This is a genomic window from Pseudomonas sp. RV120224-01b, assembly GCF_003208145.1.
In the GTDB taxonomy this organism is placed as follows: domain Bacteria; phylum Pseudomonadota; class Gammaproteobacteria; order Pseudomonadales; family Pseudomonadaceae; genus Aquipseudomonas; species Aquipseudomonas monteilii.
Genome location: NZ_QKMQ01000021.1, coordinates 103,706 through 128,598 on the forward strand (window position 1 = coordinate 103,706; position 24,893 = coordinate 128,598).

Genomic DNA, 24,893 nt, shown 5'->3' on the forward strand with positions numbered 1-24,893 from the left:
CATGCCTACAAGGCGATCTTCACAATAAAAATCCGGAGTAGTTCAGATGTCGTCTCGTGAGACTGGGAATGTAAAGTGGTTCAACGATGCCAAGGGTTATGGCTTCATTCAGCGCGAAGGTGGTGCGGATGTATTCGTCCACTACCGGGCGATCCGTGGTGAGGGGCATCGTACCCTGGTCGAAGGGCAGCGCGTGGAATACGCCTGCGTGCAGGGCCAGAAAGGCCTGCAAGCCGAAGACGTAGTGGGCCTCTGAGCCTTTTGCGGTAGGCCTCAAGCTGCAAGTTGACCGTGTAACTTGCAGCCTGAAGCAACCTGTTTCAGCTGGTGCGCCAGGTGATTTCCTCTTCACCGTCGGCGCTGATGCGGACCCAGCGGTCGGCATCTTCTTCCCCGTCTTCCTCCACCCAGCCACCTGGCGCACAGCGCACTTCCACACCCAGTGCGGCGAAGGCGGCGCGGGCGCAGGCGACATCATCAGCCCATGGCGTCTGGTCGCTTTCCAGGTACAGGCTGTTCCATTTCCCTACAGCCTTGGGTAACCAGGTGACCGGAATGTTACCGGCCTGGCATTTGAAGGTATGACCTTTCTGCTTCCATTCGCTGCACGGGCCGATTGCCTGGGCGAGCCACTCGGCAATCTGCTTGTGGTCGACGTCGGCGTCCTTCAGGTAGATCTCGATATCAGGTTGGCGCATAAGGGCTCCGGGTGTGCTCAGTCTTGGCGCACGAAATAGTCATAACGCATGGAAACCGTAACCTCGAACGGCTCGGCCTGGTCGATGACCAGCGCGCGTTTTTCGGCGCTGGCGCGCCAGCCGTGCGGGGTCATGGCCAGCAGGTCGGCGCGGGCCTTGGGTTCGGCCAGGCTCAGGCGGAACTCGAGGGTTTCGCTGTGGGCATGGGCCATGCCGTCGGGGACCAGGGCCAGGTGTTTGTCGTCGGCGTAAGGGCGTACTTCATCGTAGAGCACTTCGCGCAGCTCCATCAGGTGGCCGCTGGTAGGGCCGACCCGCATCAGGCCGCCGCCGGGGCTGAGCAGGCGCCTGGCCTCGGCCCAGTCCAGGGGGCTGAATACGCTGGCGATGAACTGGCAACTGGCGTCGGCCAAGGGCACGCGGGCCATGCTGGCAACCATCCAGGTGACTTCCGGTGCACGACGGCAGGCACGCTTGACCGCCTCGCGGGAAATGTCCAGCGCGTAACCGTCGGCGGCCGGCAGGGCTTGGGCGATCTGTGCGGTGTAGTAACCCTCGCCGCAGCCGATGTCCAGCCAGGCGCCGGGCTGGCGCTCGGCGGCAAGCTCGGCCAGGCGGCTGGCCACCGGGGCATAGTGCCCGGCATCGAGGAAATCGCGACGGGCTTCGACCATGGCCTGGTTGTCACCCGGGTCGCGGCTGTTCTTGTGCTGTACTGGCAGCAGGTTCAGGTAACCCTGGCGGGCGCGGTCGAAGCGGTGGCCGGCGGGGCACACCACACCGTTGTCGAGCCGGCTCAGCGGCGCCTGGCAAAGGGGACAGGCGAGCATCAGGCGAGCAACCGGACCAGGGTCTGGTAGTAGATTTCGGTCAGCAGGTCGAGGTCGCTGGCCAGAATCCGCTCGTCCACCTGGTGAATGGTGGCGTTGACCGGGCCCAGCTCGACCACCTGCGTACCCATGGTGGCGATGAAGCGGCCATCGGAGGTACCGCCGCTGGTGGACGGCTGGGTGTCGCGGCCGGTGACGCCCTTGATGCTGGCCGCCACAGCGTCCAGCAGTTCGCCCGGTTCGGTGAGGAATGGCAGGCCAGACAGCACCCAGTCGATCGACCAGTCCAGTTCATGCTTGTCTAGAATCGCCGAGACGCGCGCTTGCAGGCCTTCGACGGTGGACTCGGTAGAGAAGCGGAAGTTGAACAGTGCAGTCAGCTCGCCCGGGACCACGTTGGTGGCGCCGGTGCCGGAATTGAGGTTGGAGATCTGGAAGCTGGTAGGCGGGAAGAACGCGTTGCCTTCGTCCCAGTGCTCGGCTGCCAGCTCCGCCAGGGCCGGAGCGGCCAGGTGGATCGGGTTGCGCGCCAGGTGCGGATAGGCCACGTGGCCTTGCTTGCCGCGCACGGTCAGTTTGGCACCCAGCGAACCGCGACGGCCGTTCTTGACCACGTCACCCAGCAGGGTGGTGCTGGAGGGTTCGCCGACGATGCACCAGTCCAGGCGTTCGTTGCGCGCTTTCAGGCGTTCGACCACGGCCTTGGTGCCGTGGTGAGCCGGGCCTTCCTCGTCGCTGGTGATCAGGAAGGCGACCTTGCCACGGTGGTTCGGGTAGTCGTGCACGAAGCGCTCGCTGGCGATCACCATGGAGGCCAGGCTGCCCTTCATGTCGGCAGCGCCACGGCCGCAGAGCATACCGTCGGCGTCGATCAGCGCTTCGAACGGTTCATGCTGCCATTGCTGCACCGGGCCGGTAGGCACCACGTCGGTGTGGCCGGCAAAGCACAGTACAGGACCGTCCTGGCTGCCGTGGGTAGCCCAGAAATTGTCGACGTCTTCAATGCGCATCGGCTCCAGCTGGAAGCCCACGGCGCCCAGGCGGTTCATCATCTGCGCCTGGCAGTCGGCATCGACGGGGGTGACCGAGGGGCGACGGATCAGGTCGCAGGCCAGTTGAAGGGTAGGCGAGAGCTCGGCAGGGGCCGTCATGGGGGACTCCGGGGCAAGGCAAGGCGGGAAAACTGAGGGGCGTTATCTTATATCAAACCGAGGGGGCGGTGGGGCCGCGTTGCGGCCCCACAAGTCTCAAGCCTGTTGCGGTTCTGCAGCCTTCTCCACCGGCTTGGGCAGCGAAGACAGCAAGGCCATCACCAACGCCGCTACATATGGCAACGACTGCACCAGCAACATCGCCACCCAGAAGCGCATGTCCGAACTCGGCAGCCCTTGCACCAGGTAGATGCCCAGCGCCGCGCCCCACAGCAGCAACATGATGAACAGCTCTTCGCGTGCTTCGGACAGCGCCACCAGCAACCCATGGCTGTCGGCATTCTTCGGTGTGCGGAAGAACGGCATGCTGCTGGTGAAGAAACCGTACAGCACCGCCTTGGCGATGGTGTGCGACAGCGCCAGGCCGGCCAGCGCTGCGGCGAAGGCGTCTTTCAAGTTCACGCCTACTGCACGGCGATACAGGAAGATGATCTTGCCCACCTTGAAGAAGAACAGCGCCAGCGGCGGGATGGCGAAGATCATCAGCGGCGGGTCCACGCGGTGCGGGACGATGATCATCGCCGCCGACCACAGCAGCGCGCCGATGGTGAAGAAGATGTTCATGCCGTCGGCGATCCATGGCAACCAGCCGGCCAGGAAGTGATAACGCTGGCCGCGGGTCAGCTCGCTGTCCTTGCCGCGCAGCAGGGCGCTGGCGTGGTGCTTGATGATCTGGATGGCGCCATAGGCCCAGCGGAAGCGCTGCTTCTTGAAGTCGATGAAGGTGTCAGGCATCAGGCCCTTGCCGTAGCTGTTGTGGGCGTAGGCCGCCGACAGGCCTTTTTCGAACACGCGCAGGCCCAGTTCGGCGTCTTCGCAGATGCACCATTCGGCCCAGCCCAGTTCTTCCAGCACCGTGCGCCGGGTCATGGTCATGGTGCCGTGCTGGATGATCGCGTCACGGTCGTTGCGGGTGACCATGCCAATGTGGAAAAAGCCCTTGTACTCGCTGTAGCACAGCTTCTTGAACGCGCTTTCGTGCTGGTCGCGGTAGTCCTGCGGCGACTGCACCACGGCAATTTTCGGGTCGGCGAAGTGCGGCACCATGTGCTTGAGCCAGTTGCGGTCGACGCAGTAGTCCGAGTCGATCACCGCGATCACTTCGGCGTCCTTGGCGGTGTGCGGGATCAGGTAGTTCAGCGCGCCACCCTTGAAACCGGCCAGGGGCGCGACGTGGAAGAACTTGAAACGCTCGCCGAGCTTCTCACAGTGAGCCTTAAGCGGCTCCCACACGGCCGGGTCCTTGGTGTTGTTGTCGATCACCAGCACTTCGTAGTCGGGGTAGTCCAGTGCGGCCAGGGCATCGAGGGTCTGCTTCACCATCTCGGGCGGCTCGTTGTAGCACGGCACATGCACCGACACCTTGGGCCGGTAGGCGCTGTCGGCCTGCACCGGCAGGAACTCGCGGCGGCGCTTGTGTATCCATACCGCCTCGGCCAGTTCGTGGGCTTCGGTCAGCAGCACGATGAACACGCCCAGCGCGCCAAGTGCCAGCAGCACGCCCACGGTCAGGCTGAACCAGGTGCTGTATTGCTGGCTGTAGTCGTAGGCGATCCACACCAGCACCGACCCACACAGGAAGGTGATGAAGGTGAGGAAGGTGCGGCCGCGCTGGCGCAGGGCCGAGCCATCGATGAATAGCACCATGAGGGCAATCATCGCCAGCACTACCGAGGCTACGGCCAGGGCGCGCCACTGCGGGATCGCCACCACCGGGCCGTCAAAGTTGAACTTCTGCTGGCGCTCGGCGTTGTACACGCCCCAGTAGGCGCCTACCGAGCCTTCATCGCTGGCCTTCCACGGCTGGTCATAGGCTTCGATGACGAAGTAGTTGTAGCCACGGCGGTTGAGGGTGTTGACCAGGGTGCGCAGGTAGATGGCCTGGTCGGCCTGGGTGGCATCGGCACCTCCGCGCATGCGGCCGTTGCTCGGCCAGCCGACCTCTGACAGCAGCAGGGGTTTACGCGGGAACTGGTGCCGCAGTTCACGGGCACGGTCGAGCACGAACTCGACCGAATCCTTCATTGGCACGAACTCCCAGTAGGGCAGGATGTGCGCAGCAATCAGGTCGACGTGCTTGGCAATTTCCGGGTTTTCCTTCCAGATGTGCCACTGCTCACTGGTGGTCACGGGTACCTTCACAGCTGCACGCACGCGGTCCAGGTACTTGATCAGGTTTTCCGGGGTAACCTCTTCACGGAACAGCGCCTCGTTGCCGACCACGACCCGCACCACACTGCGCGAGGTGTTGGCCAACTGGATGGCGGTGGCGATTTCGCGTTCGTTGCGTTCCAGGTCCGGGCTGATCCAGATGCCCAGCGTTACCCGCAGGCCGAATTCCTCGGCCAGGCGCGGGATGTCGGCCTGGGTGCCCTCCACGGTATAGATACGGATACTGTCGGTCAGTTTGCTCAACTGCTCCAGGTCCTGGCGCATCTCGTCGTCAGTGGGGTACTGGCCTTTTTGCGGGCTTTCGCCCAGGCGGAACGGCGAATACGAAAAGCCAGAGATCTGCTCTGGCCAGGCGGGGGCGGAAACCGGGCGGTTGATCAGTGCCCAGAACCCGGTGAACAACGCGGCGATGGCCAGGACCACGACCAGGTTCAGGCCGAATTTACGTGAAGACATTGTCGTCCATTTGTGTCGAAGTGATAGGACATTAAAGCAGGGTTGGCAGTGTCTTTCCTAACGATGCAGGCCATGGGCCGGCTGGCATATAATGCGCGCCGGTTTTTTGGGGTATGAAGATGAGCACAGAAGATCCACGCTTCGCCGGCGTTGCCCGGTTATACGGCGACCAAGGGCTGCAGCGCCTGGGCCAGGCCCATGTGGCTGTGGTCGGGATTGGCGGGGTAGGCTCGTGGGTGGCTGAAGCGCTGGCCCGAAGCGGCGTAGGGGAAATCACCCTGTTCGACCTGGACGATGTGTGCGTCAGCAACACCAACCGCCAGGCCCATGCCCTGGAAGGCCAGGTGGGGCGGCCCAAGGTCGAGGTCATGGCCGAGCGCCTGCGGGCGATCAATCCGGCGTGCACGGTGCATGCGGTGGCCGACTTCGTTACCCGCGAGACCATGGTCGAGTACATTACCGAAAACCTCGACTGCGTGATCGACTGCATCGACAGCGTCATGGCCAAGGCGGCGCTGATTGCCTGGTGCCGTCGGCGCAAGATCGCCATCGTCACCACCGGTGGTGCCGGTGGGCAGATCGACCCCACGCAAATCCAGATTGCCGACCTGAACAAGACCTTCAACGACCCGCTGGCTTCGCGGGTGCGTTCCACCTTGCGTCGCGATTACAACTTCTCGCGCAATGTCAGCCGCAACTATGGCGTGCCATGCGTGTTCTCCAGCGAACAGCTGCGCTACCCCAAGGGTGATGGCAGCGTTTGTCTGCAGAAGAGTTTCGTGGGCGAGGGGGTGCGGCTGGACTGCTCGGGTGGCTTTGGTGCGGTAATGATGGTGACCGCGACCTTTGGCATGGTGGCGGCGAGCAAGGCGATCGAGAAGCTGGTGGCCGGCGCGCGGCGGCCTTCGGAGCGGGTCAAAGCTGAATAAATTGCGTGGGCTTCTTCGCGGGCTCGCCCGCGAAGAAGCCAGCACCGATTTAGCAGTTGGAGGCCAACTCTGCCATCCGCTGTAACACTGCATGCAGCCCATTACTGCGCGATGGCGACAGCTGACGCTCCAGCCCCAGCTGAGTGAACCACTCACGCAGGTCCAGCCCGGCCAGCTCATCGCTGGGCAAACCTTGAACCCTTACCAGCAACAAGGCCAGCAGCCCACGCAACAAGCGTGCATCGCTGGTGGCCTTGAACTGCCAAAGCCCATCAACGTGCTCGGCCACCAGCCAAACCAGGCTTTCGCAGCCATGCACCCGGTTGGCGTCGGTCTTCTCGGCATCATCCAGCGGTTCCAGCCGCTCTCCCCACTGCATCAGCAGCCGCGCCCGCTGTTCCCAACTCTTGCCCTGTTCAAAAGCCTCCAGCGCCTGACGTGCTTGCTCCGGCATGCTCATCGCAGCAGCTCCAGGCCCTGATCCAGCGCAGCGAAGAAGCGCTGAAGGTCATCGCTGTCGTTGTACACGCCCAGCGACACTCGAATTGCGCCTTCAAGGCCCAAGCCTTTCAGCAGTGGCATGGCGCAATGGTGCCCGGCTCGTACGGCAATGCCTTGCTCGGTGAGCAGGTGGGCGATATCGGCATTGTGCACCCCCTTGATGACGAAGCTGGCCAAGGCCGCCTGTGGCGTACCGAGCACCCGCACGCCCTCGCGGTCGGCCAGCCCACGGAGCAGGTGCTGGTGCAGGCTGGTTTCATGGGCTTCGAGCGCCTGGGTGTCGAGGCTGGCCAGGTAGTCCAGGGTTGCGCCCAGGCCAATCACCCCGGCGATTGGCGGCGTTCCCGCCTCGAACCCCAGCGGGGCCGGGCGGAAGCTGGCGCTCTGGTACTCGGCCAGTTGCACCATCTCGCCCCCGAACTGCCAGTGGCGCAACAGTTCCAGCGCCTGAGGGCGGCCATACAGCACGCCAACCCCGTCCGGGCCATACAGCTTGTGGCTGGAGAACACATAGAAGTCGCAACCCAGATGCTGCACATCATGGCGACCATGCACCACCCCCTGGGCACCGTCGACCACGGTCAGTGTGCCCTGGGCGCGGGCATGGGCCAGTAGCGCCGGCAGCGGCTGCCAGGTGCCCAGCACGTTGGACAGCTGGCTGACCGCCAGCACCCGGGTGCGGGGGCCGATCAGTTGCAGCGCCTGCTCCAGGTCGATGCGGCCGTGGGCATCCAGCGGCAGCACCACCAGGCGTAGGTTGCGCCGGCGCGCCAGCTGTTGCCAGGGCAGCAGGTTGGCATGGTGCTCCAGCGCGCTGACGGCGATTTCGTCACCGGCTTCGAGGCGGTGTTCCAGGCCGTAGGCCAGAAGGTTCAGCGCCGAGGTGGCGCCGTGGGTGAACACGATCTGCCGGGAGTCTGCAGCATTCAGCCAGGCGGCGACCTTGTCGCGGCTGGTCTCGAACGCCTGGGTTGCCAGTGCGCCGGGCAAGTGCTGGGCACGGTGCACGTTGGCCGCGCCATGGCCGTAATAATGGCTCAGGGCGTCAAGCAGGGCTTGCGGCTTCTGGGTGGTGGCGGCACTGTCCAGGTAGGTCTGGTGCTGCCGTTGCAGGGCGGCGATGGCGGGGAAGTCGGCACGCCAGGGGGAGGGCTGGAACATGTTCACGGGGCCTGGAATGAAAATCGGGTCTGGCGCGGTGGCGCCAGACCCGATCTTAACACCTCAAACCCGGGAAGGTTCTCAGTTGTGGGCGTGCAGCGCTTCGTTCAGCTCGATGGCCGACTTGTGGGTCTTGCACTCCACGGCGCCGTTCAGCGAGTTGCGGCGGAACAGCAGGTCGGTCTGGCCAGCCAGGTCGCGGGCCTTGACCACTTTGACCAGCTCGTTGTTCTCATCCAGCAGGTTCACCTTGGTGCCCGCAGTGATATACAGGCCGGCTTCGACGGTGTTGCGGTCGCCCAGCGGAATGCCGATACCGGCGTTGGCGCCGATCAGGCAGCCTTCACCCACCTTGATGACGATGTTGCCGCCGCCGGACAGGGTGCCCATGGTCGAGCAACCGCCGCCCAGGTCCGAGCCCTTGCCAACGAATACGCCAGCGGACACGCGGCCTTCGATCATGCCAGGGCCTTCGGTGCCAGCGTTAAAGTTGACGAAGCCTTCGTGCATGATGGTGGTGCCTTCGCCGATGTAGGCGCCCAGGCGCACACGGGCGGTGTCGGCGATACGCACGCCGGCAGGGACCACGTAGTCGGTCATTTTCGGGAACTTGTCCACCGAGAACACTTCCAGCAGCTCGCCCTTCAGGCGCGCTTCCAGTTGCAGCTCGGCCAGTTCGGCCAGATCGACCGCGCCCTGGTTGGTCCAGGCCACGTTCGGCAGCAGCGGGAAGATACCGGCCAGGCTCACACCGTGCGGCTTGACCAGGCGGTGCGACAGCAGGTGCAGCTTCAGGTAGGCCTCTGGGGTGGAGGTCAGGGCAGCGTCTTCGGCCAGCAGGGTGGCGACCAGCGGCTTGTGGCTCTCGGCCAGGCGGGTCAGCAGGGCGGCCTGGGCCGCGTCAACGCCTTTCAGGGCTTCGGCCAGTTGCGCGGCCTGGGCGTTGCTGAAAGCGATGGCCTGGTTGCCACCTTCATAGCCCAGCACCGGGGCTACAGCAGCGACCAGTTCGGCGCTCGGGTTGAGCAGGGGTTGTGCGTAGAACACTTCAAGCCAGGCGCCCTGGCGGTTCTGGGAGCCGACACCGAAGGCCAGGCTGAACAGGGTATTGGACATGTGATTACCTCGTGCGAAATAGGGTAGGGGCTCAGGCCAGGGCAGCGGCGTACAGGTCGGGCTTGAAACCGACCAGGGTACGCGCGCCAAGGTCCAGCACCGGGCGTTTGATCATCGACGGCTGGGCCAGCATCAGGTCGACGGCCTTGGCCTGGTCGAGGTCGGCCTTGCTGGTGTCGTCCAGCTTGCGGAAGGTGGTGCCAGCACGGTTGAGGATGACTTCCCAGCCGTGTTCGTCGCACCAGCGGTTCAGGCTGTCACGGTCGATGCCTTGGGTCTTGTAGTCGTGGAATTCGTAGGCGATGGCCTTGTCTTCGAGCCAGGTACGCGCCTTTTTCATGGTGTCACAGGCTTTGATGCCGTAGAGCGTGTAGGTCATTGTGTGCATTGGGGTCGCAGGTTGCCCCAATCTCTCCGTTTTCCGATGTCAGTCGCGGGATTATGCGGGAACGAACATCGTGGCGCCACGCCCGTGGCACCCATGTTTGTTGAACAAGGTGTGTTCAAGCGACCAGGCGCTGTACCGCCCCGATGATCTCATCGCCGTGTTGCTGTTCGGCTGTGCGCAGATCGAAGGCAGTCTGCAGGTTGAGCCAGAACTCGGGGGTGGTGTCCAGGCAGATGGACAGGCGCAGTGCCATGTCGGCGGAAACACCGCCACGTTCGCGCAGGATATTGTTGACCGTTGGTGTGGCAACGCCCAATGCCCTGGCCAGCGCTGCGGCACTGAAACCCATTTCTTTCTGGAAGTCCTCACGCAGGACTTCACCGGGGTGAATGGGACGGATGGCTTTCTTAGGCATGATGCTTTGACTGGGATACTGAGAAGAGGCGGATGGACCGAGTATAGGTTGGATCAAAGGTGATTCAACGATTTCTTGCAGAGGGAGGCAGCCTCTATGTCACTTTATTGTCGTGAGTATCATCATGTTACATATTCCCCGGCCACCTGCGACTATCGTGCAGCGGCCCCAAACCGCCGCTCGCCGCTAACATATTGTTTCAATGGCGATGTTTCGCCCTGCTATCGTTTCTGGTTCACAAAGGAAGCTTTCCCGGATGCAGTCCGCCTACACCGTCCTCATCCTGCTGACGCTGGTCAGTCTGTCGAAGCTGGTTGGCCGCATGGTGCCGCTGCCCTTGCCGTTGGTGCAGATTGCCGCCGGTGCCTTGCTGGCCTGGCCGACATTGGGCCTGCATGTGGCCCTGGACCCCGAATTGTTCCTGTTCCTGTTCTTGCCGCCGCTGCTGTTTGCCGACGGCTGGCGCATCCCCAAGCGTGAGTTGTGGCGAATCCGTGGGCCGGTGGTGGCATTGGCCGTAGGGTTGGTGCTGTTCACCGTGGTCGGAGCCGGTTACTTCATTCACTGGTTGTTGCCGAGCATCCCGCTGCCGGTGGCCTTTGCCCTGGCGGCGGTACTGTCACCCACCGACGCTGTGGCAGTGTCGGCCATCACCCAGGACCGCCTGCCCACTCCGCTGATGCACATGTTGCAAGGCGAGGCGCTGATGAACGATGCGTCTGGCCTGGTGACCTTCAAGTTTGCCCTGGTGGCGGCAATCACCGGGGTGTTCTCGCTGGCTGATGCGAGCTTCACCTTTGTTCTGGTGGCGTTGGGCGGCCTGGCGGTAGGTGTCGCCCTGAGCTGGTTGATCGGCCGCCTGCGTGCCTGGATGATCGCCCGCGGCTGGGATGACCCCGCCACCCACGTCGTGTTCATGTTGCTGCTGCCGTTCGCCGCCTATGTATTGGCTGAGCGCCTGGGCGTATCGGGCATCCTTTCGGCGGTGGCGGCCGGCATGATGCAAAGCTGGCTCGACCTGTTGCCACGGCAGACCAGCACGCGGCTGCTCAACCGCAGTGTGTGGTCACTGCTGGAGTTCGCCTTCAATGGGCTGATCTTCCTGCTGCTGGGCCTGCAATTGCCGGACATCATCAAGGCCGTGGTCAGCCACGAACCCACTGTTTGGCCGACCCTGGCCTACCGTTGCCTGGATGTAGTGGCGATCTTTGCTGCGCTGATCTTGCTGCGGTTCATCTGGGTCCAGAGCATCTGGCGGTCGATTGGCGTGGTCCGCCGCTGGCGCGGCAAGCCCGCGCTGGTGCTGATGCCCACGGCGCGCTCTTGCTGGTTGCTGACGCTGGGTGGCGTTCGCGGTGCCGTTACCTTGGCCGGTGTGATGTCTATTCCGTTGTTGATTGGGGCGGGCAAGGCCTTCCCGGAACGTGACTTGCTGATCTTCATTGCCGCAGGGGTGATCCTGTTGTCGCTGATAAGCGCCTGCATTGCGCTGCCGTTCTTGTTGCGCGGGGTAACCAAGAGCGCAGACGAGCGCTTGCACCAGGAGGTGCAGGAGGCCTGGCGGCGTACTGCCGAGGCTGCGATCCACGCCCTGGAGGCTGAGGAGGTCATTGACAGCAATGCCCCGCAGGACGCCGCGCAGGCGACACTGGCAACCGAGCTGAAGGCGCGGTTGATGGCGGAATACCGGGATGAGCTGGACAGCTATAACGACAGTGCCGAGGCCAAGGCGCTGGCCGAACAGATGGACTTGCTGGAGCGGCGTTTGCGCTTGCGTGCGCTGCGGGCGCAGCGGCTGGAACTGTATAACCTGCATCGCCAGCACGAGGTGGGGGATGAGGTGGTGCGGCAGGTGCTGGGAGAGCTGGATATGAGCGAGGCAAACCTGGGGCCGGTCAAGTAGACCCTATCAAGGCCATTCGCGGGCACGCCCGCTCCCACAGGTCAAGCGCTGCATTTGAAATCAGCGCAGCACCTGTGGGAGCGGGCGTGCCCGCGAATGGGGCTGTCAGCGGTTCTGCAGGAATGCGCGAATCCGCTCTGCCGCCTCGATGCATTCAGCCAGCGGCGCAACCAGCGCCATACGCACGCGCCCCGCACCCGGATTCACGCCGTCTACTTCACGCGACAGGTACGACCCCGGCACCACCGTCACATGTTGGGCTTCAAACAGGTCACGGGTGAATTCGGCATCGTCACCCGGCACCTTGGCCCACAGGTAGAAGCTGCCGTCCGGGCGCTGCACGTCCAGCACCGGCTGCAGAATGTCCAGCACGGCATCGTACTTGGCGCGGTACTGGTCGCGGTTCTCGCGCACATGCGCCTCGTCCTGCCAGGCGGCAATGCTGGCCAGCTGGGTTTGCACCGGCATGGCGCAGCCGTGGTAGGTGCGGTACAGCAGGAACGGTTTGATGATCTCGGCGTCGCCCGCCACGAAGCCCGAACGCAGGCCCGGCAGGTTGGAACGCTTGGACAGGCTGTGGAACACCACGCAACGTTTGAAGTCGCTGCGGCCCAGTTCGGCGCAGGCGGTCAGCAGGCCTGGAGGCGGCGCGTCTTCGTCGAAGTACAGCTCGCTGTAGCATTCGTCGGCAGCGATCACGAAGTCGTGCTCGTCAGCCAGGGCGATCAGCTTCTTCAGGGTATCCATCGGCACCAGCGCGCCAGTGGGGTTGCCTGGCGAGCACAGGAACAGGATCTGGCAACGTTTCCACACTTCGGCCGGCACCGCGTCGAAGTCGGGGTTGAAACCATTGCTTTCCAGGCACGGCAGGTAGTGCGGGGCGGCCCCGGCCAGCAGCGCTGCGCCTTCGTAGATCTGGTAGAACGGGTTGGGGCTGACCACCAGGCCATCATCGGCGCGGTTGACCACGGCCTGGGTGAAGGCGAACAGCGCTTCGCGGGTACCGTTGACCGGCAGGATGTGGCGGTCGGCGTCCAGCCAGCCGGCGGGCACGCCAAAGCGCCGTTCGCACCACTGGCCAATCGCCTGGCGCAGTGCCGGCAGGCCGATGGTGCTGGGGTATACCGCCAGCTTGTCGAGGTTGTCGGCCATGGCCTGGGCGACGAACGCCGGCGATTCGTGCTTCGGCTCACCGATCGACAGGGCGATGGCGCGTTTGTCCGCCGCAGGCTTCACGCTGCCCAGCAGGGCGCGGAGCTTTTCGAAGGGGTAGGGCTGAAGCTGGGTCAAGGCATGGTTCATCGGCGCAAGGTCTCGTCAATCGTCTAATCGTTAAAAGGTCACGCGGGTCGGGCTGGCGTCGCTACCTTGGCCGGCCTGCAGTTGCTGCACGATGGCTTCCTGCAGGCGGCTGCACAGCTGCGGGTCGGACAGCGGCTGGTTGTCGGCATCGGTGATGAAGAACACGTCTTCCACCCGTTCGCCGAGGGTGGCGATTTTGGCGTTTTGCAGCGACAGGTCGAACTCCAGGAAAATCCGCCCAAGCCGGGCCAGCAGCCCCGGGCGATCGGGCGCAGTGATTTCGAGGATGGTCACCGGGCGCTGGGCATCGTTGAGGATGGTCACCTGCGGCGGGAAGTCGAAGTGCTTGAGCTGGCGCGGTACCCGGCGCTGGATGATGGTCGGGTAGTCCTCGGGGTTGCGCAGTGCTTCGGTCAGGCCGTCGCGAATCTGTTTGACCCGCTGCGGGTTGTCGCCGATCGATCCGCCGTCGTTATCCAGCACGATGTAGGTGTCGAGGGTGAACTGGCTGCTCGACGTGATGATCCGCGCGTCATGAATGTTCAGGTTCAGCTGCGACATGGCGGCCACCGTCACGGCGAAGAAATCATGCTGGTCGGGGGCATAGATGAAGATCTGCGTGCCGCCTTCGAACTCGCGCTGGGTGGTTTCCTTGATCAGCACCAGCGGCCCGCCATCGGCGGGTTGCTGCAGAATCGCGTCACTGTGCCAGGCCACGTCGGCGGCGTTGTGCTTGAGGAAGTAGTCATCGCCCAGTTGCGACCACAGCTGCTCGACGTCGTCCGGGTCGGTGCCTTCGCGCACCAGGATGTCCAGCGCTGCGGATTGTGTCTGGCGAATTTGCTCTTCGCGGTCCAGCGGGTTTTCCAGGCCCCGGCGCAGGGCACGCTTGGTCTCGGTATACAGCTGACGCAGCAGGCTGGCCCGCCAGGAGTTCCACAGGCTGGGGTTGGTGGCGTTGATGTCGGCCACGGTCAGCACATAGAGGTAGTCCAGGCGTGTCTCGTCACCCACGTGCAGGGCAAAGTCGTTGATCACCTGCGGGTCGGACAGGTCCTTGCGCTGGGCGGTGGTCGACATGACCAGGTGGTTCTGCACCAGCCAGACGATCAGGCGGCTGTCCCAGGCCGGCAACTGGTGGCGCTCGCAGAACTTCTTCGCATCCACTGCGCCCAGTTCGGAGTGGTCGCCCTGGCGGCCTTTGCCGATGTCGTGGTACAGGCCAGCCAGGTAGATCAGCTCGGGTTTGGGTAGGCGGCCCATGAGCTTGCTGGCCAGCGGGAATTTCTCGGACACCGGCGTGTATTGCAGCTTGCGCAGGTGCTTGATGAGGTTGAGGGTGTGCGCATCGACCGTATAGATGTGGAACAGGTCATGCTGCATCTGCCCGACAATCAGCCCGAACTCCGGCAGGTAGCGGCCAAGGATGCCGTAGCGGTTCATCCGCCGCAGGTTGCGGTGGATACCGATTTCGCACTTGAACAGCTCGATGAACAGGCTGGTGTTGCGGATATCGGTGCGGAACGTGTCATCGATCAGGTGCCGGTGCTCGCGCAACAGGCGCACGGTATCGGCACGCACGCCTTTGATTTCCGGGTGCTGGGCCATCAGCACGAAGATTTCCAGCATGGCGAATGGCGTGCGCTTGAACACGTTCGCGTTGGTGGCCTCGATATAGCCATCATGCAGGCGGAACCGCGCATTCAGCGGCTGGGTGGTGCCGCTGTCGTCGTCGGCGAGGATCACTTCCTCGAAATGCTGGATGATCAGGTCGCACAGCTGGCTGATGCTCATCACCACCCGGTAGTACTGCTGCATGAACTGCTCGATTGCCCGCTTGGGGTTTTCGTCGCTGTAACCCAGCAGTGCGGCCAGGCTGCGCTGATGATCGAACAGCAGCCGGTCCTCGGCGCGCCCGGCCAGCATGTGCAGGGCGTAGCGCACCTTCCACAGAAAGTCCTGGGAGGAGGCCAGCAGCTCGTTCTCGCTTTCCAGCAAAAAGCCTTCGCCAGCCAGTGCATGCAGGTTCAGGGTGCCGTACTGGCGGCGCGCCACCCACAGTACCGTCTGGATGTCGCGCAGGCCGCCTGGTGAGCCCTTGACGTTGGGTTCGAGGTTGTACTCGGTGTCGTTGTACTTGTGGTGGCGGGCCTTGAGTTCGGCGCGCTTGGCCAGGAAAAATTCCTTGCTCGGCCACATGTGTGCGGTGCTGGTTACCTCCAGCATGCGCTGGCGCAAGGCCTCGGGGCCGGCAATGGTGCGGCTTTCCATCAGGTTGGTGATGACCGTCAGGTCGGCGCGGGCCTGCTCGGCACATTCGTCGACGGTGCGCACGCTCTGGCCCACTTCCAGGCCGATGTCCCACAGCAAGGTGAGAAAACGTTCGATGGCATCGCGGTACTGCTCGTGCTCGGCGGCGCCCAGCAAGATCAGCAGGTCGATGTCCGAATGCGGGTGCAGTTCACCGCGCCCGTAGCCGCCCACCGCAACCAGGGCGATGCCGCTGTGGTCGCCCCAGTCGAACTGGTTCCACGCCTGTTGCAGGATGTTGTCCACGAGCCAGGCGCGGGCTTCGATCAGTGGGCGGATTTCGCCGCCCGCGCGAAAACGCTTGTCGAGCACCTCGCCGGCCAGGCGGATGGCTTTCTTGAAGGCGGCGATAGGGCTCGCCTTGAGGGCCAGTTCCGCCTGGAACTGGCCGCGGTCGAACAGCTCGGGATCCACCTGGGGCATCGCGTCACGTTCCTGTCGTGGGGTGGCCTGTCGGAGTACGGTCAGGCCGAGGTGCGCGGGATGGTGTCGTCCTTGCGCAGGGTGAAGATCTCGTAGCCGGTCGCGGTCACCACCAGGGTGTGTTCCCATTGGGCCGAGAGCTTGCGGTCCTTGGTGATGGCGGTCCAGCCATCGCCCAGTACCTTGGTGTCGGCCTTGCCCTGGTTGATCATCGGCTCGATGGTGAAGGTCATGCCTTCTTTCAGTTCCATGCCGGTGCCGGCGCGGCCGTAGTGCAGGATCTGCGGCTCTTCGTGGAACACCTTGCCGATGCCGTGGCCGCAAAACTCGCGCACCACCGAAAAGCCGTTCTTTTCCGCGTGCTTCTGGATCACTTCACCGATGTCGCCCAGGCGGCAGCCCGGCTTGACCAGCTCGATGGCCTTGTACATGCACTCCTGGGTCACCTTGGACAGGCGTTCGGCCCAGACCGGCACGGTACCCACGTGGAACATGCGGCTGGTGTCGCCGTGGTAGCCGTCCTTGATCACGGTGACGTCGATGTTGAGCGTGTCACCGTCCTTGAGCGGCTTGTCGTTGGGGATGCCGTGGCAGACCACATGGTTGATCGAGGTGCAGATCGACTTCGGGTAGCCCTTGTAGTTGAGCGGTGCCGGGATGGCCTGCTGGACATTGACGATATAGTCGTGGCACAGGCGGTCGAGCGCTTCGGTGGTGATACCGGGCTTGACGTGTTCTTCGATCATTTCCAGCACGTCGGCGGCCAGGCGGCCAGCGATGCGCATCTTTTCGATGTCTTCTGCGGTCTTGATGGTGACGGTCATTACAGGCTCTCTACGGCGCCGTATACGGCGCGAACAAACGGGAAAGGCCGGATTCTAGCAGAGCAAGGCGCCGATCGGTCGGGATAAAGGCGGCCAGGCTGCTGTCTATAGCTGGCATTCTGGCGCGAAAGCGCAGGTGCTGCAAAAGCCGCTGACGGACGCAACAGTATCCGGGTTCCGTTCGGCTGCGGTCTGTGGTATAAAATGCGCCGCTTTCGGGGACGACCCCGTCAGCACTTAAACCCACACACGTGTCGACACGATGACCTGGGTGCCCCGAGTTGCGAAATTCGCGGGTTGGTCATTGGGATACGTGGAGGCCCAACCCGACTTATCAAGGAACTATCATGTCCCAAGTCAACATGCGCGATATGCTGAAGGCCGGTGTGCACTTCGGCCACCAGACCCGTTACTGGAACCCGAAAATGGGCAAGTACATTTTCGGCGCGCGTAACAAGATCCACATCGTCAACCTGGAAAAAACCCTGCCAATGTTCAACGACGCTCTGTCGTTCGTTGAGCGCCTGGCCCAGGGCAAGAACAAGATCCTGTTCGTCGGCACCAAGCGTTCCGCCGGCAAGATCGTCGCCGAGCAAGCTGCTCGTTGCGGTTCGCCATACGTTGACCACCGTTGGTTGGGCGGCATGCTGACCAACTACAAGACCATCCGCGCTTCGATCAAGCGTCTGCGCGACCTGGAAACCCAGGCCGAAGACGGCACTTTCGCCAAGCTGACCAAGAAAGAAGCCCTGATGCGCTCCCGCGACCTGGAAAAACTGGATCGCAGCCTGGGTGGCATCAAGGATATGGGCGGTCTGCCAGACGCTCTGTTCGTTATCGACGTTGATCACGAGCGCATCGCGATCACCGAAGCCAACAAGCTGGGCATCCCGGTTATCGGCGTTGTCGATACCAACAGCAGCCCTGAAGGTGTTGACTACATCATCCCGGGTAACGATGACGCCATCCGCGCTATCGAGCTGTACATGACTTCGATGGCTGACGCAGTCATCCGCGGCCGCAACAACGTTGCCGGCGGCACCGAAGTTTACGCTGAAGAAGCGGCTGCACCTGCTGCTGAGTAATAGGCGCTAGCGTCTACTTGGCACGCAAAAAGGGGGCTCTGCCCCCTTTTTGCCACCTTGAAATCCTGCTGTCAGCATCGGCCCCGCATCATGGGCTCGCTGAAATGAAAACAGCGGATTAGCAGAATTGAACGCCCGTGACGAACGGGTGGAATGGTTGAAAAACTTTCCAAGAGGATTTTGAAATGGCAGCAATTACTGCAGCGCTGGTAAAAGAACTGCGCGAGCGTACCGGCGAAGGCATGATGGATTGCAAAAAGGCCCTGGAAAAGGCCGGCGGCGACATCGAGAAAGCCATTGACGACATGCGTGCCTCGGGCGCCATCAAGGCCGCCAAAAAGGCTGGCAACGTCGCTGCTGAAGGCGCTATCGCGGTCAAGACCGACGGTAAATCCGCCGTCCTGCTGGAAGTGAACTCGCAGACCGACTTCCTGGCCCTGCAAGACGACTTCAAGAACTTCGTAGCCGAAAGCCTCGAGCAAGCCTTCGCCGAGAAGCTGACCGACGCTGCTCCGCTGATCGCTTCGCGTGAAGCTGCTCGTGAAGCCCTGGTTGCCAAGTGCGGCGAGAACGTCAACATCCGTCGCCTGGTGCGCGTTGAGGGTGACGTTGTCGGTGCCTACCTGCACGGCAACAAGATCGGTGCTGTCGTTGTCCTGAAAGGCGGCGACGTCGAGCTGGCCAAGAACATCGCCATGCACGTTGCGGCTTCGAACCCTGAGTTCCTGGATTCGTCGGAAATCTCCGCCGAGGCCATCGAGCGCGAGAAGGGTGTCTTCCTGCAGCTGAACGCCGACAAGATCGCCGGCAAGCCGGAAAACATCGTTGAGAACATGATCAACGGCCGTATCACCAAGTTCAAAGCCGAAGCCTCGCTGAAAGAGCAAGCTTTCGTCATGAACCCGGAAGTCAAGGTTGGCGAACTGGCCAAGAAAGCCGGCGCTGAAATCGTTTCCTTCACCTACTTCAAAGTAGGCGAAGGCATCGAGAAGCCAGTCGACGACTTCGCTGCTGAAGTTGCCGCTCAGGTAGCTGCTGCCAAGCAGTAAGACAGCCCCGTCTGTCGCCCAAAAGAGGCTGCCCGCTCACGCGCGCAGCCTCTTTGTCAAAACGGCGAAGGGTTTATAAAACTCGCCGCCGCTGGCACCAAAACGGTGCCACGCTACAGTTAGCAGGCTGCAAACAGCCCGCACGAATTTTCTAAAAGTACGCCGCAGGAGAGACTCGCAATGGCTCAGCAGGTGAGTGGTCGCCAACCTCGCTATAAACGCATTTTGCTCAAACTTAGCGGCGAGGCCCTGATGGGCTCGGAAGACTTCGGGATCGACCCGAAAGTGCTGGATCGCATGGCCCTTGAAGTTGGCCAGCTGGTAGGGATCGGTGTCCAGGTCGGCCTGGTGATCGGTGGTGGCAACCTGTTCCGCGGCGCCGCGCTCAGCGCAGCCGGCATGGACCGCGTCACCGGTGACCACATGGGCATGCTGGCCACCGTGATGAACGGCCTGGCCATGCGCGATGCGCTGGAGCGCTCGAACATCCCGGCCCTGGTCATGTCGGCCATTTCCATGGTCGGTGTCACCGATCATTACGATCGTCGCAAAGCTATTCGCCACCTCAACTCCGGGGATGTGGTAATTTTCTCCGCCGGTACCGGCAACCCGTTCTTCACCACCGACTCCGCGGCCTGCCTGCGCGCCATCGAAATCGATGCCGACGTGGTGCTGAAGGCGACCAAGGTCGATGGTGTGTACACTGCCGATCCATTCAAGGACCCACACGCCGAGAAGTTCGATCACCTGACCTACGATGAGGTCCTGGATCGCAAGCTGGGTGTGATGGACCTGACCGCAATCTGCCTGTGCCGTGACCACAAGATGCCATTGCGGGTATTCAACATGAACAAGCCTGGCGCCCTGCTGAACATCGTGGTGGGTGGCGCTGAAGGTACTCTGATCGAGGAAGGCCAAGCATGATCAACGACATCAAGAAAGACGCGCAGGAGCGCATGGGCAAGTCCATCGAAGCCCTGGCTCGCAACCTCGCGGCAATCCGCACCGGTCGCGCCCACCCAAGCATCCTGGACAGCGTCAAGGTCACTGCCTGGGGTAGCGAGATGCCGCTGAACCAGGTGGCCGCGATCACCGTCGAAGATGCCCGCACCCTGAAGATCGTCGCGCACGACAAGAACCTCAGCGCTGCCATCGAAAAGGCCATCCTCACCTCTGACCTGGGCCTGAACCCGTCCAGCGCCGGTACCACCATTCGCGTGCCGATGCCGGCCCTGACCGAGGAAACCCGCAAGGGTTACACCAAGCAGGCCAGCGGTGTGGCCGAGGATGCCAAGGTCGCTGTGCGCAATGTGCGCCGCGATGCCCTGGGCGACCTGAAGAAGCTGACCAAGGACAAGGAAATCAGCGAAGACGAAGAACGTCGCGCGGCGGACGAGATCCAGAAGCTGACCGACAAGTTCATTGCTGAAGTCGATGCTGCTTACAAAGCCAAGGAAAAGGACCTGATGGCCGTCTAAGGCCGGGGTTTTTTAATGGAAAAGTCCAAGTTGGCGGCACCGTCCTCGGTGCCGCGTCATGTCGCGATCATCATGGATGGCAACAACCGCTGGGCGAAAAAGCGCCTGCTGCCCGGCGTTGCCGGGCACAAGGCGGGTGTCGACGCCGTTCGCGCGGTCATCGAAGTCTGTGCCAAGTCCGGGGTCGAGGTGCTGACCCTGTTCGCTTTCTCCAGTGAAAACTGGCAGCGCCCGGCCGAAGAGGTTGGTGCGTTGATGGAGCTGTTCTTCTCGGCCCTGCGCCGTGAGGCCAAGCGCCTCAATGAGAACAACATCAGCCTGCGCATCATCGGTGACCGTTCGCGTTTCCATCCTGAATTGCAGGCCGCCATGCGCGAAGCCGAGGCGCTGACCGCCGGCAACAATCGCTTCATCCTGCAGATCGCAGCCAACTACGGTGGCCAGTGGGATATCGCCCAGGCCGCCCAGCGGCTGGCGCGGGAAGTGCAAGCCGGTCACCTGCGCCCGGAAGACATCACCCCGGGTCTGCTGCAGACGTGCCTGGCAACCGGTGAGCTGCCGCTGCCGGACCTGTGCATCCGCACCGGTGGCGAGCACCGCATCAGCAATTTCCTGTTGTGGCAACTGGCCTATGCCGAGTTGTACTTCTCCGACCTGTACTGGCCGGACTTCAAACACGAGGCCATGCGCAATGCCCTGGCCGATTTCGCTTCGCGCCAGCGCCGCTTCGGTAAGACCAGCGAGCAGGTCGAGGCTGGAGCTCGTGCTTAATGCTTAAACAACGCATCATTACCGCGCTGATCCTGCTGCCGATCGCGCTGGGCGGTTTTTTCCTGCTCAACGGTGGGGATTTTGCCCTGTTCATCGGCTTCGTGGTGACCCTTGGCGCCTGGGAGTGGGCGCGCCTGGCCGGGCTCATGGCCCAACCGCTGCGCATTGCCTATGCCTTGGTGGTCGCCGGGGCGCTGATGCTGCTGTACATCCTCCCGGAGCTGGCGCCCTGGGTGTTGGGCGCTGCGGTGATCTGGTGGGGCCTGGCCACTTGGCTGGTGCTTACTTATCCGCGCAGCAGCGAGCTGTGGGCCAGTGCCGCCTGTCGGTTGCTGATTGGCCTGCTGGTGTTGCTGCCAGCCTGGCAGGGGTTGGTGCTGCTCAAGCACTGGCCGCTGGGCAACTGGCTGATCCTCTCGGTCATGGTGCTGGTCTGGGCTGCCGACATCGGCGCGTACTTCTCTGGCCGGGCGTTTGGCAAGCGCAAGCTCGCCCCGCAGGTCAGCCCTGGCAAGAGCTGGGAAGGTGTGTATGGCGGCCTGGCCGTCAGCCTGTTGATTACCCTGGGTGTCGGCATCAGCCGCGACTGGGGCTTTGGCCAGCTCTTGCTGGGTCTGCTGGGCGCCGCGTTGCTGGTGATGTCCTCGGTGGTCGGTGACCTGACCGAGAGCATGTTCAAGCGCCGCTCCGGCATCAAGGACAGCAGTAACCTGCTGCCTGGCCATGGTGGTGTGCTGGACCGCATCGACAGCCTGACCGCAGCGATCCCGATCTTCGCCGTGCTGCTGTGGGCTGCCGAATGGGGTGTGATGTGAGTCGCCCGCAGCGTATTACCGTGCTCGGGGCCACTGGCTCCATCGGCCTGAGCACGCTGGATGTGATTGCGCGGCACCCCGACCGCTACCAGGTGTTTGCCCTCAGCGGCTATTCGCGTATCGATGAATTGCTGGCCCTGTGCGTGCGCCATCGTCCGGCGTTCGCCGTGGTGCCGAGCGCTGAGGCCGCTGTGCGGCTGCGCGAAGGCCTGGCTGCGGTCGGTTGCGCTACCGAAGTGCTGGAGGGTGAGGCCGGGCTTTGCCAGGTGGCCTCGGCAGCGGAAGTGGACGCCGTGATGGCAGCCATTGTCGGTGCGGCCGGCCTGCGTCCTACCTTGGCGGCCGTCGAGGCGGGCAAGAAGGTGTTGCTGGCCAACAAGGAAGCCCTGGTGATGTCTGGCGCGCTGTTCATGGAGGCGGTACGGCGCAGTGGTGCCGTACTGTTGCCAATCGACAGCGAGCACAACGCGATTTTCCAGTGCATGCCCGGCGATTATGCGCGCGGCCTGAGCGCGGTCGGCGTACGCCGGATCCTGCTCACGGCTTCCGGCGGCCCGTTCCGTGAAACACCGGTCGAGGCACTGCTGGACGTGACCCCGGAACAAGCCTGCGCGCACCCTAACTGGTCGATGGGGCGCAAGATTTCCGTCGACTCGGCCAGCATGATGAACAAGGGGCTTGAGCTGATCGAAGCCTGCTGGCTGTTCGATGCCGCGCCGGCCAAGGTCGAGGTGGTGGTGCACCCGCAGAGCGTAATCCACTCCCTGGTCGACTATGTGGACGGTTCGGTGCTGGCACAGCTGGGCAACCCGGACATGCGCACGCCGATCGCCAATGCCCTGGCGTGGCCCGAGCGGATCGACTCCGGAGTGGCGCCGCTGGACCTGTTTGCCATCGCCCGTCTGGATTTTCAGGCGCCCGACGAACAGCGCTTCCCTTGCCTGCGCCTGGCGCGGCAGGCTGCCGAGGCCGGCAACAGTGCACCCGCTGTGCTCAACGCAGCCAACGAGGTGGCAGTCGAGGCATTTCTCGGGCGGCGTATCCGCTTTCCGGAGATCGCGGGTATGATCGAACAGGTGCTCGACCAAGAGCCCGTCGTGCCGCTGCCATCGCTGGATGCGGTGTTTGCCGCCGACCAGCGTGCCCGGGAGCTTTCCCGTGAGTGGCTGAGGCGTCACGGTCGCTGAAGCCGGCCTGCTGAACATCATTCGGAGATGGACATGACAGCGCTCTACATGATTATCGGCACCCTCGTGGCCTTGGGGGTGCTGGTCACCTTCCACGAATTCGGCCACTTCTGGGTGGCGCGCCGCTGCGGCGTCAAGGTACTGCGCTTCTCGGTGGGCTTCGGCACGCCGTTGCTGCGCTGGCATGACCGCCACGGTACCGAGTTCGTGGTCGCGGCGATTCCGCTGGGTGGCTACGTCAAGATGCTCGACGAGCGCGAGGGCGATGTGCCGCCTGCGCTGGCCGGGCAGTCGTTCAACCGCAAGTCGGTTCGCCAGCGTATCGCGATCGTCGCAGCAGGCCCGATTGCCAACTTCCTGCTGGCCATCCTGTTCTTCTGGGTGCTGGCAATGCTGGGTACCCAGCAGGTCCGTCCGGTGATCGGTACGGTCGACAGTGGCAGCCTGGCTGCGTCGGCTGGCCTGACCGCAGGTCAGGAAATCGTCTCCATTGACGGCAAGCCGACCAACGGTTGGTCGGCGGTCAACCTGCAGCTGGTTCGCCGCCTGGGCGAGAGTGGCACTTTGCAGGTTGGCGTGCTCGACGAGGGCGCCACTGCCGAGCGCCAGTTGCAGGTCAAACTGGACAGCTGGCTCAAGGGCGCCGACGAGCCGGACCCGATCCAGTCGCTTGGTCTGCACCCTTGGCGCCCGGCGATCGTGCCTGTACTGGCCGAGATCGATCCGAAGGGGCCGGCTGCCGCTGCGGGCCTGAAAACCGGTGACAAACTGCTGGCCGTCGATGGCGTGGCCGTGACCGAATGGCAACAGGTTGTCGACAGCGTGCGTGCACGCCCGGATGCCAAAGTCGTGGTGCGCGTGGAGCGTGATGGCGTGGCCCTGGACGTTCCGGTGACCCTGGCCCGCAAAGGCGAGGGCAAAGCCGTCGGTGGCTATCTGGGTGCCGGGGTAAAAGGTGGCGAATGGCCTGCCAGCATGCTCCGCGAAGTCAGCTACGGCCCGCTGGAAGCGGTGGGTGAAGGCTTGTCGCGCACCTGGAACATGAGCGTCCTGACCCTTGAGTCGCTGAAGAAAATGCTGTTCGGAGAGCTCTCGGTAAAAAACTTGAGTGGACCGATAACCATTGCTAAAGTGGCGGGCGCTTCGGCCCAGTCCGGCGTGGGGGATTTCCTGAATTTCCTGGCCTACCTGAGCATAAGCCTGGGGGTTCTTAACCTGCTGCCCATCCCGGTACTGGATGGGGGGCATTTGCTGTTTTACCTGGTCGAGTGGGCGCGCGGTCGTCCGCTGTCGGATCGGGTGCAAGGTTGGGGGGTCCAGATCGGTATCAGTTTGGTCATAGGGGTGATGTTGCTCGCCCTGATCAACGATCTGGGTCGACTATAAAGCTTCGCTCAATTGCGAACCTGCCGTGTTGTCGCGGCGGGTTGTTTATTGCCAGTTGGAATAAAAGGACTTCATGAAACGTCTGCTGCTAACTGCGGTCATGTCCGCACTGATGATCGCTGAAGTTCACGCCGAGTCCTTCACCATCTCCGATATTCGCGTCAACGGCCTGCAGCGGGTTTCCGCCGGCAGTGTGTTCGGTGCCCTGCCGCTGAACGTCGGCGACCAGGCGGATGACCGCCGCCTGGTGGACTCGACCCGTTCCCTGTTCAAGACTGGGTTCTTCCAGGACATTCAGCTGAACCGCGATGGCAATGTGCTGATCATCAACGTGGTCGAGCGCCCGTCGGTGTCGAGCATCGAGATCGAAGGCAACAAGGCGATCAGCACCGAAGACCTGATGAAGGGCCTGAAGCAATCGGGCCTGGCCGAAGGCGAGATCTTCCAGCGTGCCACCCTCGAAGGCGTGCGTAACGAGCTGCA

General features: G+C 63.0%; 24 protein-coding genes. 12 read left to right on the forward strand and 12 right to left on the reverse strand.

Annotated elements, in window-relative coordinates; genetic code table 11:
• Positions 1-46: 46 nt before the first annotated feature.
• Positions 47-256, forward strand: coding sequence for a cold-shock protein (locus N436_RS25360; protein ID WP_003252255.1), 210 nt, complete (start codon positions 47-49; stop codon positions 254-256).
• Positions 257-320: 64 nt separating this feature from the next.
• On the opposite strand, the gene N436_RS25365 is transcribed toward N436_RS25360, so the two are convergent.
• The 4 genes from N436_RS25365 to N436_RS25380 form a co-directional block, all read right to left on the reverse strand.
• Complete coding sequence (locus N436_RS25365) at positions 321-698, reverse strand: hypothetical protein (protein ID WP_016712948.1); 378 nt, start codon at positions 696-698, stop codon at positions 321-323.
• 17 nt (positions 699-715) lie between these two features.
• The gene (locus N436_RS25370) at positions 716-1,528 is read right to left on the reverse strand and encodes a putative RNA methyltransferase (RefSeq protein WP_110742241.1); all 813 of its coding nucleotides are present in this window, start codon (positions 1,526-1,528) and stop codon (positions 716-718) included.
• Positions 1,528-2,679, reverse strand: coding sequence for a succinyl-diaminopimelate desuccinylase (gene dapE / locus N436_RS25375; RefSeq protein ID WP_110742242.1), 1,152 nt, complete (start codon positions 2,677-2,679; stop codon positions 1,528-1,530). Before dapE ends, N436_RS25370 begins: the two co-directional genes overlap by 1 nt.
• 96 nt (positions 2,680-2,775) lie before the next feature.
• Positions 2,776-5,367, reverse strand: a complete 2,592-nt coding sequence (locus N436_RS25380; RefSeq protein WP_060497336.1) for a glycosyltransferase — start codon at positions 5,365-5,367, stop codon at positions 2,776-2,778.
• 119 nt (positions 5,368-5,486) lie between these two features.
• Between N436_RS25380 and tcdA the strand changes: the two genes are divergently transcribed.
• Positions 5,487-6,296 carry a tRNA cyclic N6-threonylcarbamoyladenosine(37) synthase TcdA gene (tcdA, locus tag N436_RS25385; RefSeq protein ID WP_164524974.1) on the forward strand — a complete coding sequence of 270 codons (810 nt, stop codon included), beginning with the start codon at positions 5,487-5,489 and terminating at the stop codon, positions 6,294-6,296.
• 49 nt (positions 6,297-6,345) lie between these two features.
• On the opposite strand, the gene N436_RS25390 is transcribed toward tcdA, so the two are convergent.
• The 5 genes from N436_RS25390 to N436_RS25410 form a co-directional block, all read right to left on the reverse strand.
• The gene (locus tag N436_RS25390) at positions 6,346-6,756 is read right to left on the reverse strand and encodes a SufE family protein (protein WP_110742243.1); all 411 of its coding nucleotides are present in this window, start codon (positions 6,754-6,756) and stop codon (positions 6,346-6,348) included.
• Entirely contained in the window at positions 6,753-7,958 is a 1,206-nt protein-coding gene (locus N436_RS25395; protein WP_110742244.1) for a cysteine desulfurase, read from the reverse strand. The genes N436_RS25390 and N436_RS25395 overlap by 4 nt, the downstream gene beginning before the upstream one ends.
• A gap of 81 nt (positions 7,959-8,039) precedes the next feature.
• Positions 8,040-9,074 carry a 2,3,4,5-tetrahydropyridine-2,6-dicarboxylate N-succinyltransferase gene (dapD, locus tag N436_RS25400; protein WP_060497332.1) on the reverse strand — a complete coding sequence of 345 codons (1,035 nt, stop codon included), beginning with the start codon at positions 9,072-9,074 and terminating at the stop codon, positions 8,040-8,042.
• Between the two features lie 31 nt (positions 9,075-9,105).
• Complete coding sequence (locus N436_RS25405; RefSeq protein WP_177410898.1) at positions 9,106-9,453, reverse strand: ArsC family reductase; 348 nt, start codon at positions 9,451-9,453, stop codon at positions 9,106-9,108.
• Between the two features lie 124 nt (positions 9,454-9,577).
• A complete protein-coding gene (locus N436_RS25410; protein ID WP_110742246.1) occupies positions 9,578-9,877 on the reverse strand; it encodes a HigA family addiction module antitoxin in 300 nt (99 codons plus the stop codon).
• Positions 9,878-10,133: 256 nt separating this feature from the next.
• On the opposite strand from N436_RS25410, the gene N436_RS25415 reads away from it, so the two are divergent.
• On the forward strand, positions 10,134-11,780 hold the full coding sequence (locus N436_RS25415; protein WP_016712939.1) for a Na+/H+ antiporter: 1,647 nt from the start codon (positions 10,134-10,136) through the stop codon (positions 11,778-11,780).
• 105 nt (positions 11,781-11,885) lie between these two features.
• On the opposite strand, the gene dapC is transcribed toward N436_RS25415, so the two are convergent.
• From dapC to map, 3 genes are read right to left on the reverse strand one after another with little or no spacing between them, the layout of a single operon-like run.
• Positions 11,886-13,082 (reverse strand): succinyldiaminopimelate transaminase, encoded by a 1,197-nt coding sequence (gene dapC, locus N436_RS25425; protein WP_110742247.1) that lies wholly within the window; start codon positions 13,080-13,082, stop codon positions 11,886-11,888.
• A gap of 30 nt (positions 13,083-13,112) precedes the next feature.
• Positions 13,113-15,815 carry a [protein-PII] uridylyltransferase gene (locus tag N436_RS25430; protein WP_105946803.1) on the reverse strand — a complete coding sequence of 901 codons (2,703 nt, stop codon included), beginning with the start codon at positions 15,813-15,815 and terminating at the stop codon, positions 13,113-13,115.
• Between the two features lie 41 nt (positions 15,816-15,856).
• The gene (gene map, locus N436_RS25435) at positions 15,857-16,639 is read right to left on the reverse strand and encodes a type I methionyl aminopeptidase (protein WP_060497328.1); all 783 of its coding nucleotides are present in this window, start codon (positions 16,637-16,639) and stop codon (positions 15,857-15,859) included.
• Between the two features lie 347 nt (positions 16,640-16,986).
• Here map and rpsB point away from each other — a divergent pair, with 347 nt between their 5' ends.
• The 9 genes from rpsB to N436_RS25480 all read left to right on the forward strand — a co-directional run.
• On the forward strand, positions 16,987-17,724 hold the full coding sequence (gene rpsB, locus N436_RS25440; protein WP_003252287.1) for a 30S ribosomal protein S2: 738 nt from the start codon (positions 16,987-16,989) through the stop codon (positions 17,722-17,724).
• Between the two features lie 185 nt (positions 17,725-17,909).
• Positions 17,910-18,773, forward strand: a complete 864-nt coding sequence (tsf, locus tag N436_RS25445) for a translation elongation factor Ts (RefSeq protein WP_105946802.1) — start codon at positions 17,910-17,912, stop codon at positions 18,771-18,773.
• Between the two features lie 180 nt (positions 18,774-18,953).
• Positions 18,954-19,697 carry a UMP kinase gene (pyrH, locus tag N436_RS25450; RefSeq protein ID WP_003252294.1) on the forward strand — a complete coding sequence of 248 codons (744 nt, stop codon included), beginning with the start codon at positions 18,954-18,956 and terminating at the stop codon, positions 19,695-19,697.
• Positions 19,694-20,251: a ribosome recycling factor gene (gene frr, locus N436_RS25455; RefSeq protein ID WP_016712934.1), complete on the forward strand. Its 558-nt coding sequence runs from the start codon at positions 19,694-19,696 to the stop codon at positions 20,249-20,251. Before pyrH ends, frr begins: the two co-directional genes overlap by 4 nt.
• A gap of 15 nt (positions 20,252-20,266) precedes the next feature.
• Positions 20,267-21,022: a polyprenyl diphosphate synthase gene (gene uppS, locus N436_RS25460; RefSeq protein WP_016712933.1), complete on the forward strand. Its 756-nt coding sequence runs from the start codon at positions 20,267-20,269 to the stop codon at positions 21,020-21,022.
• Positions 21,022-21,837 (forward strand): phosphatidate cytidylyltransferase, encoded by an 816-nt coding sequence (locus N436_RS25465; protein WP_016712932.1) that lies wholly within the window; start codon positions 21,022-21,024, stop codon positions 21,835-21,837. The genes uppS and N436_RS25465 overlap by 1 nt, the downstream gene beginning before the upstream one ends.
• Complete coding sequence (gene ispC / locus N436_RS25470; protein ID WP_105946801.1) at positions 21,834-23,024, forward strand: 1-deoxy-D-xylulose-5-phosphate reductoisomerase; 1,191 nt, start codon at positions 21,834-21,836, stop codon at positions 23,022-23,024. Before N436_RS25465 ends, ispC begins: the two co-directional genes overlap by 4 nt.
• 33 nt (positions 23,025-23,057) lie before the next feature.
• A complete protein-coding gene (rseP, locus tag N436_RS25475; RefSeq protein ID WP_110742248.1) occupies positions 23,058-24,410 on the forward strand; it encodes an RIP metalloprotease RseP in 1,353 nt (450 codons plus the stop codon).
• 73 nt (positions 24,411-24,483) lie between these two features.
• Positions 24,484-24,893, forward strand: a 410-nt coding sequence (locus N436_RS25480) for a POTRA domain-containing protein (RefSeq protein WP_305887906.1), incomplete at its 3' end; no start/stop codon positions are given.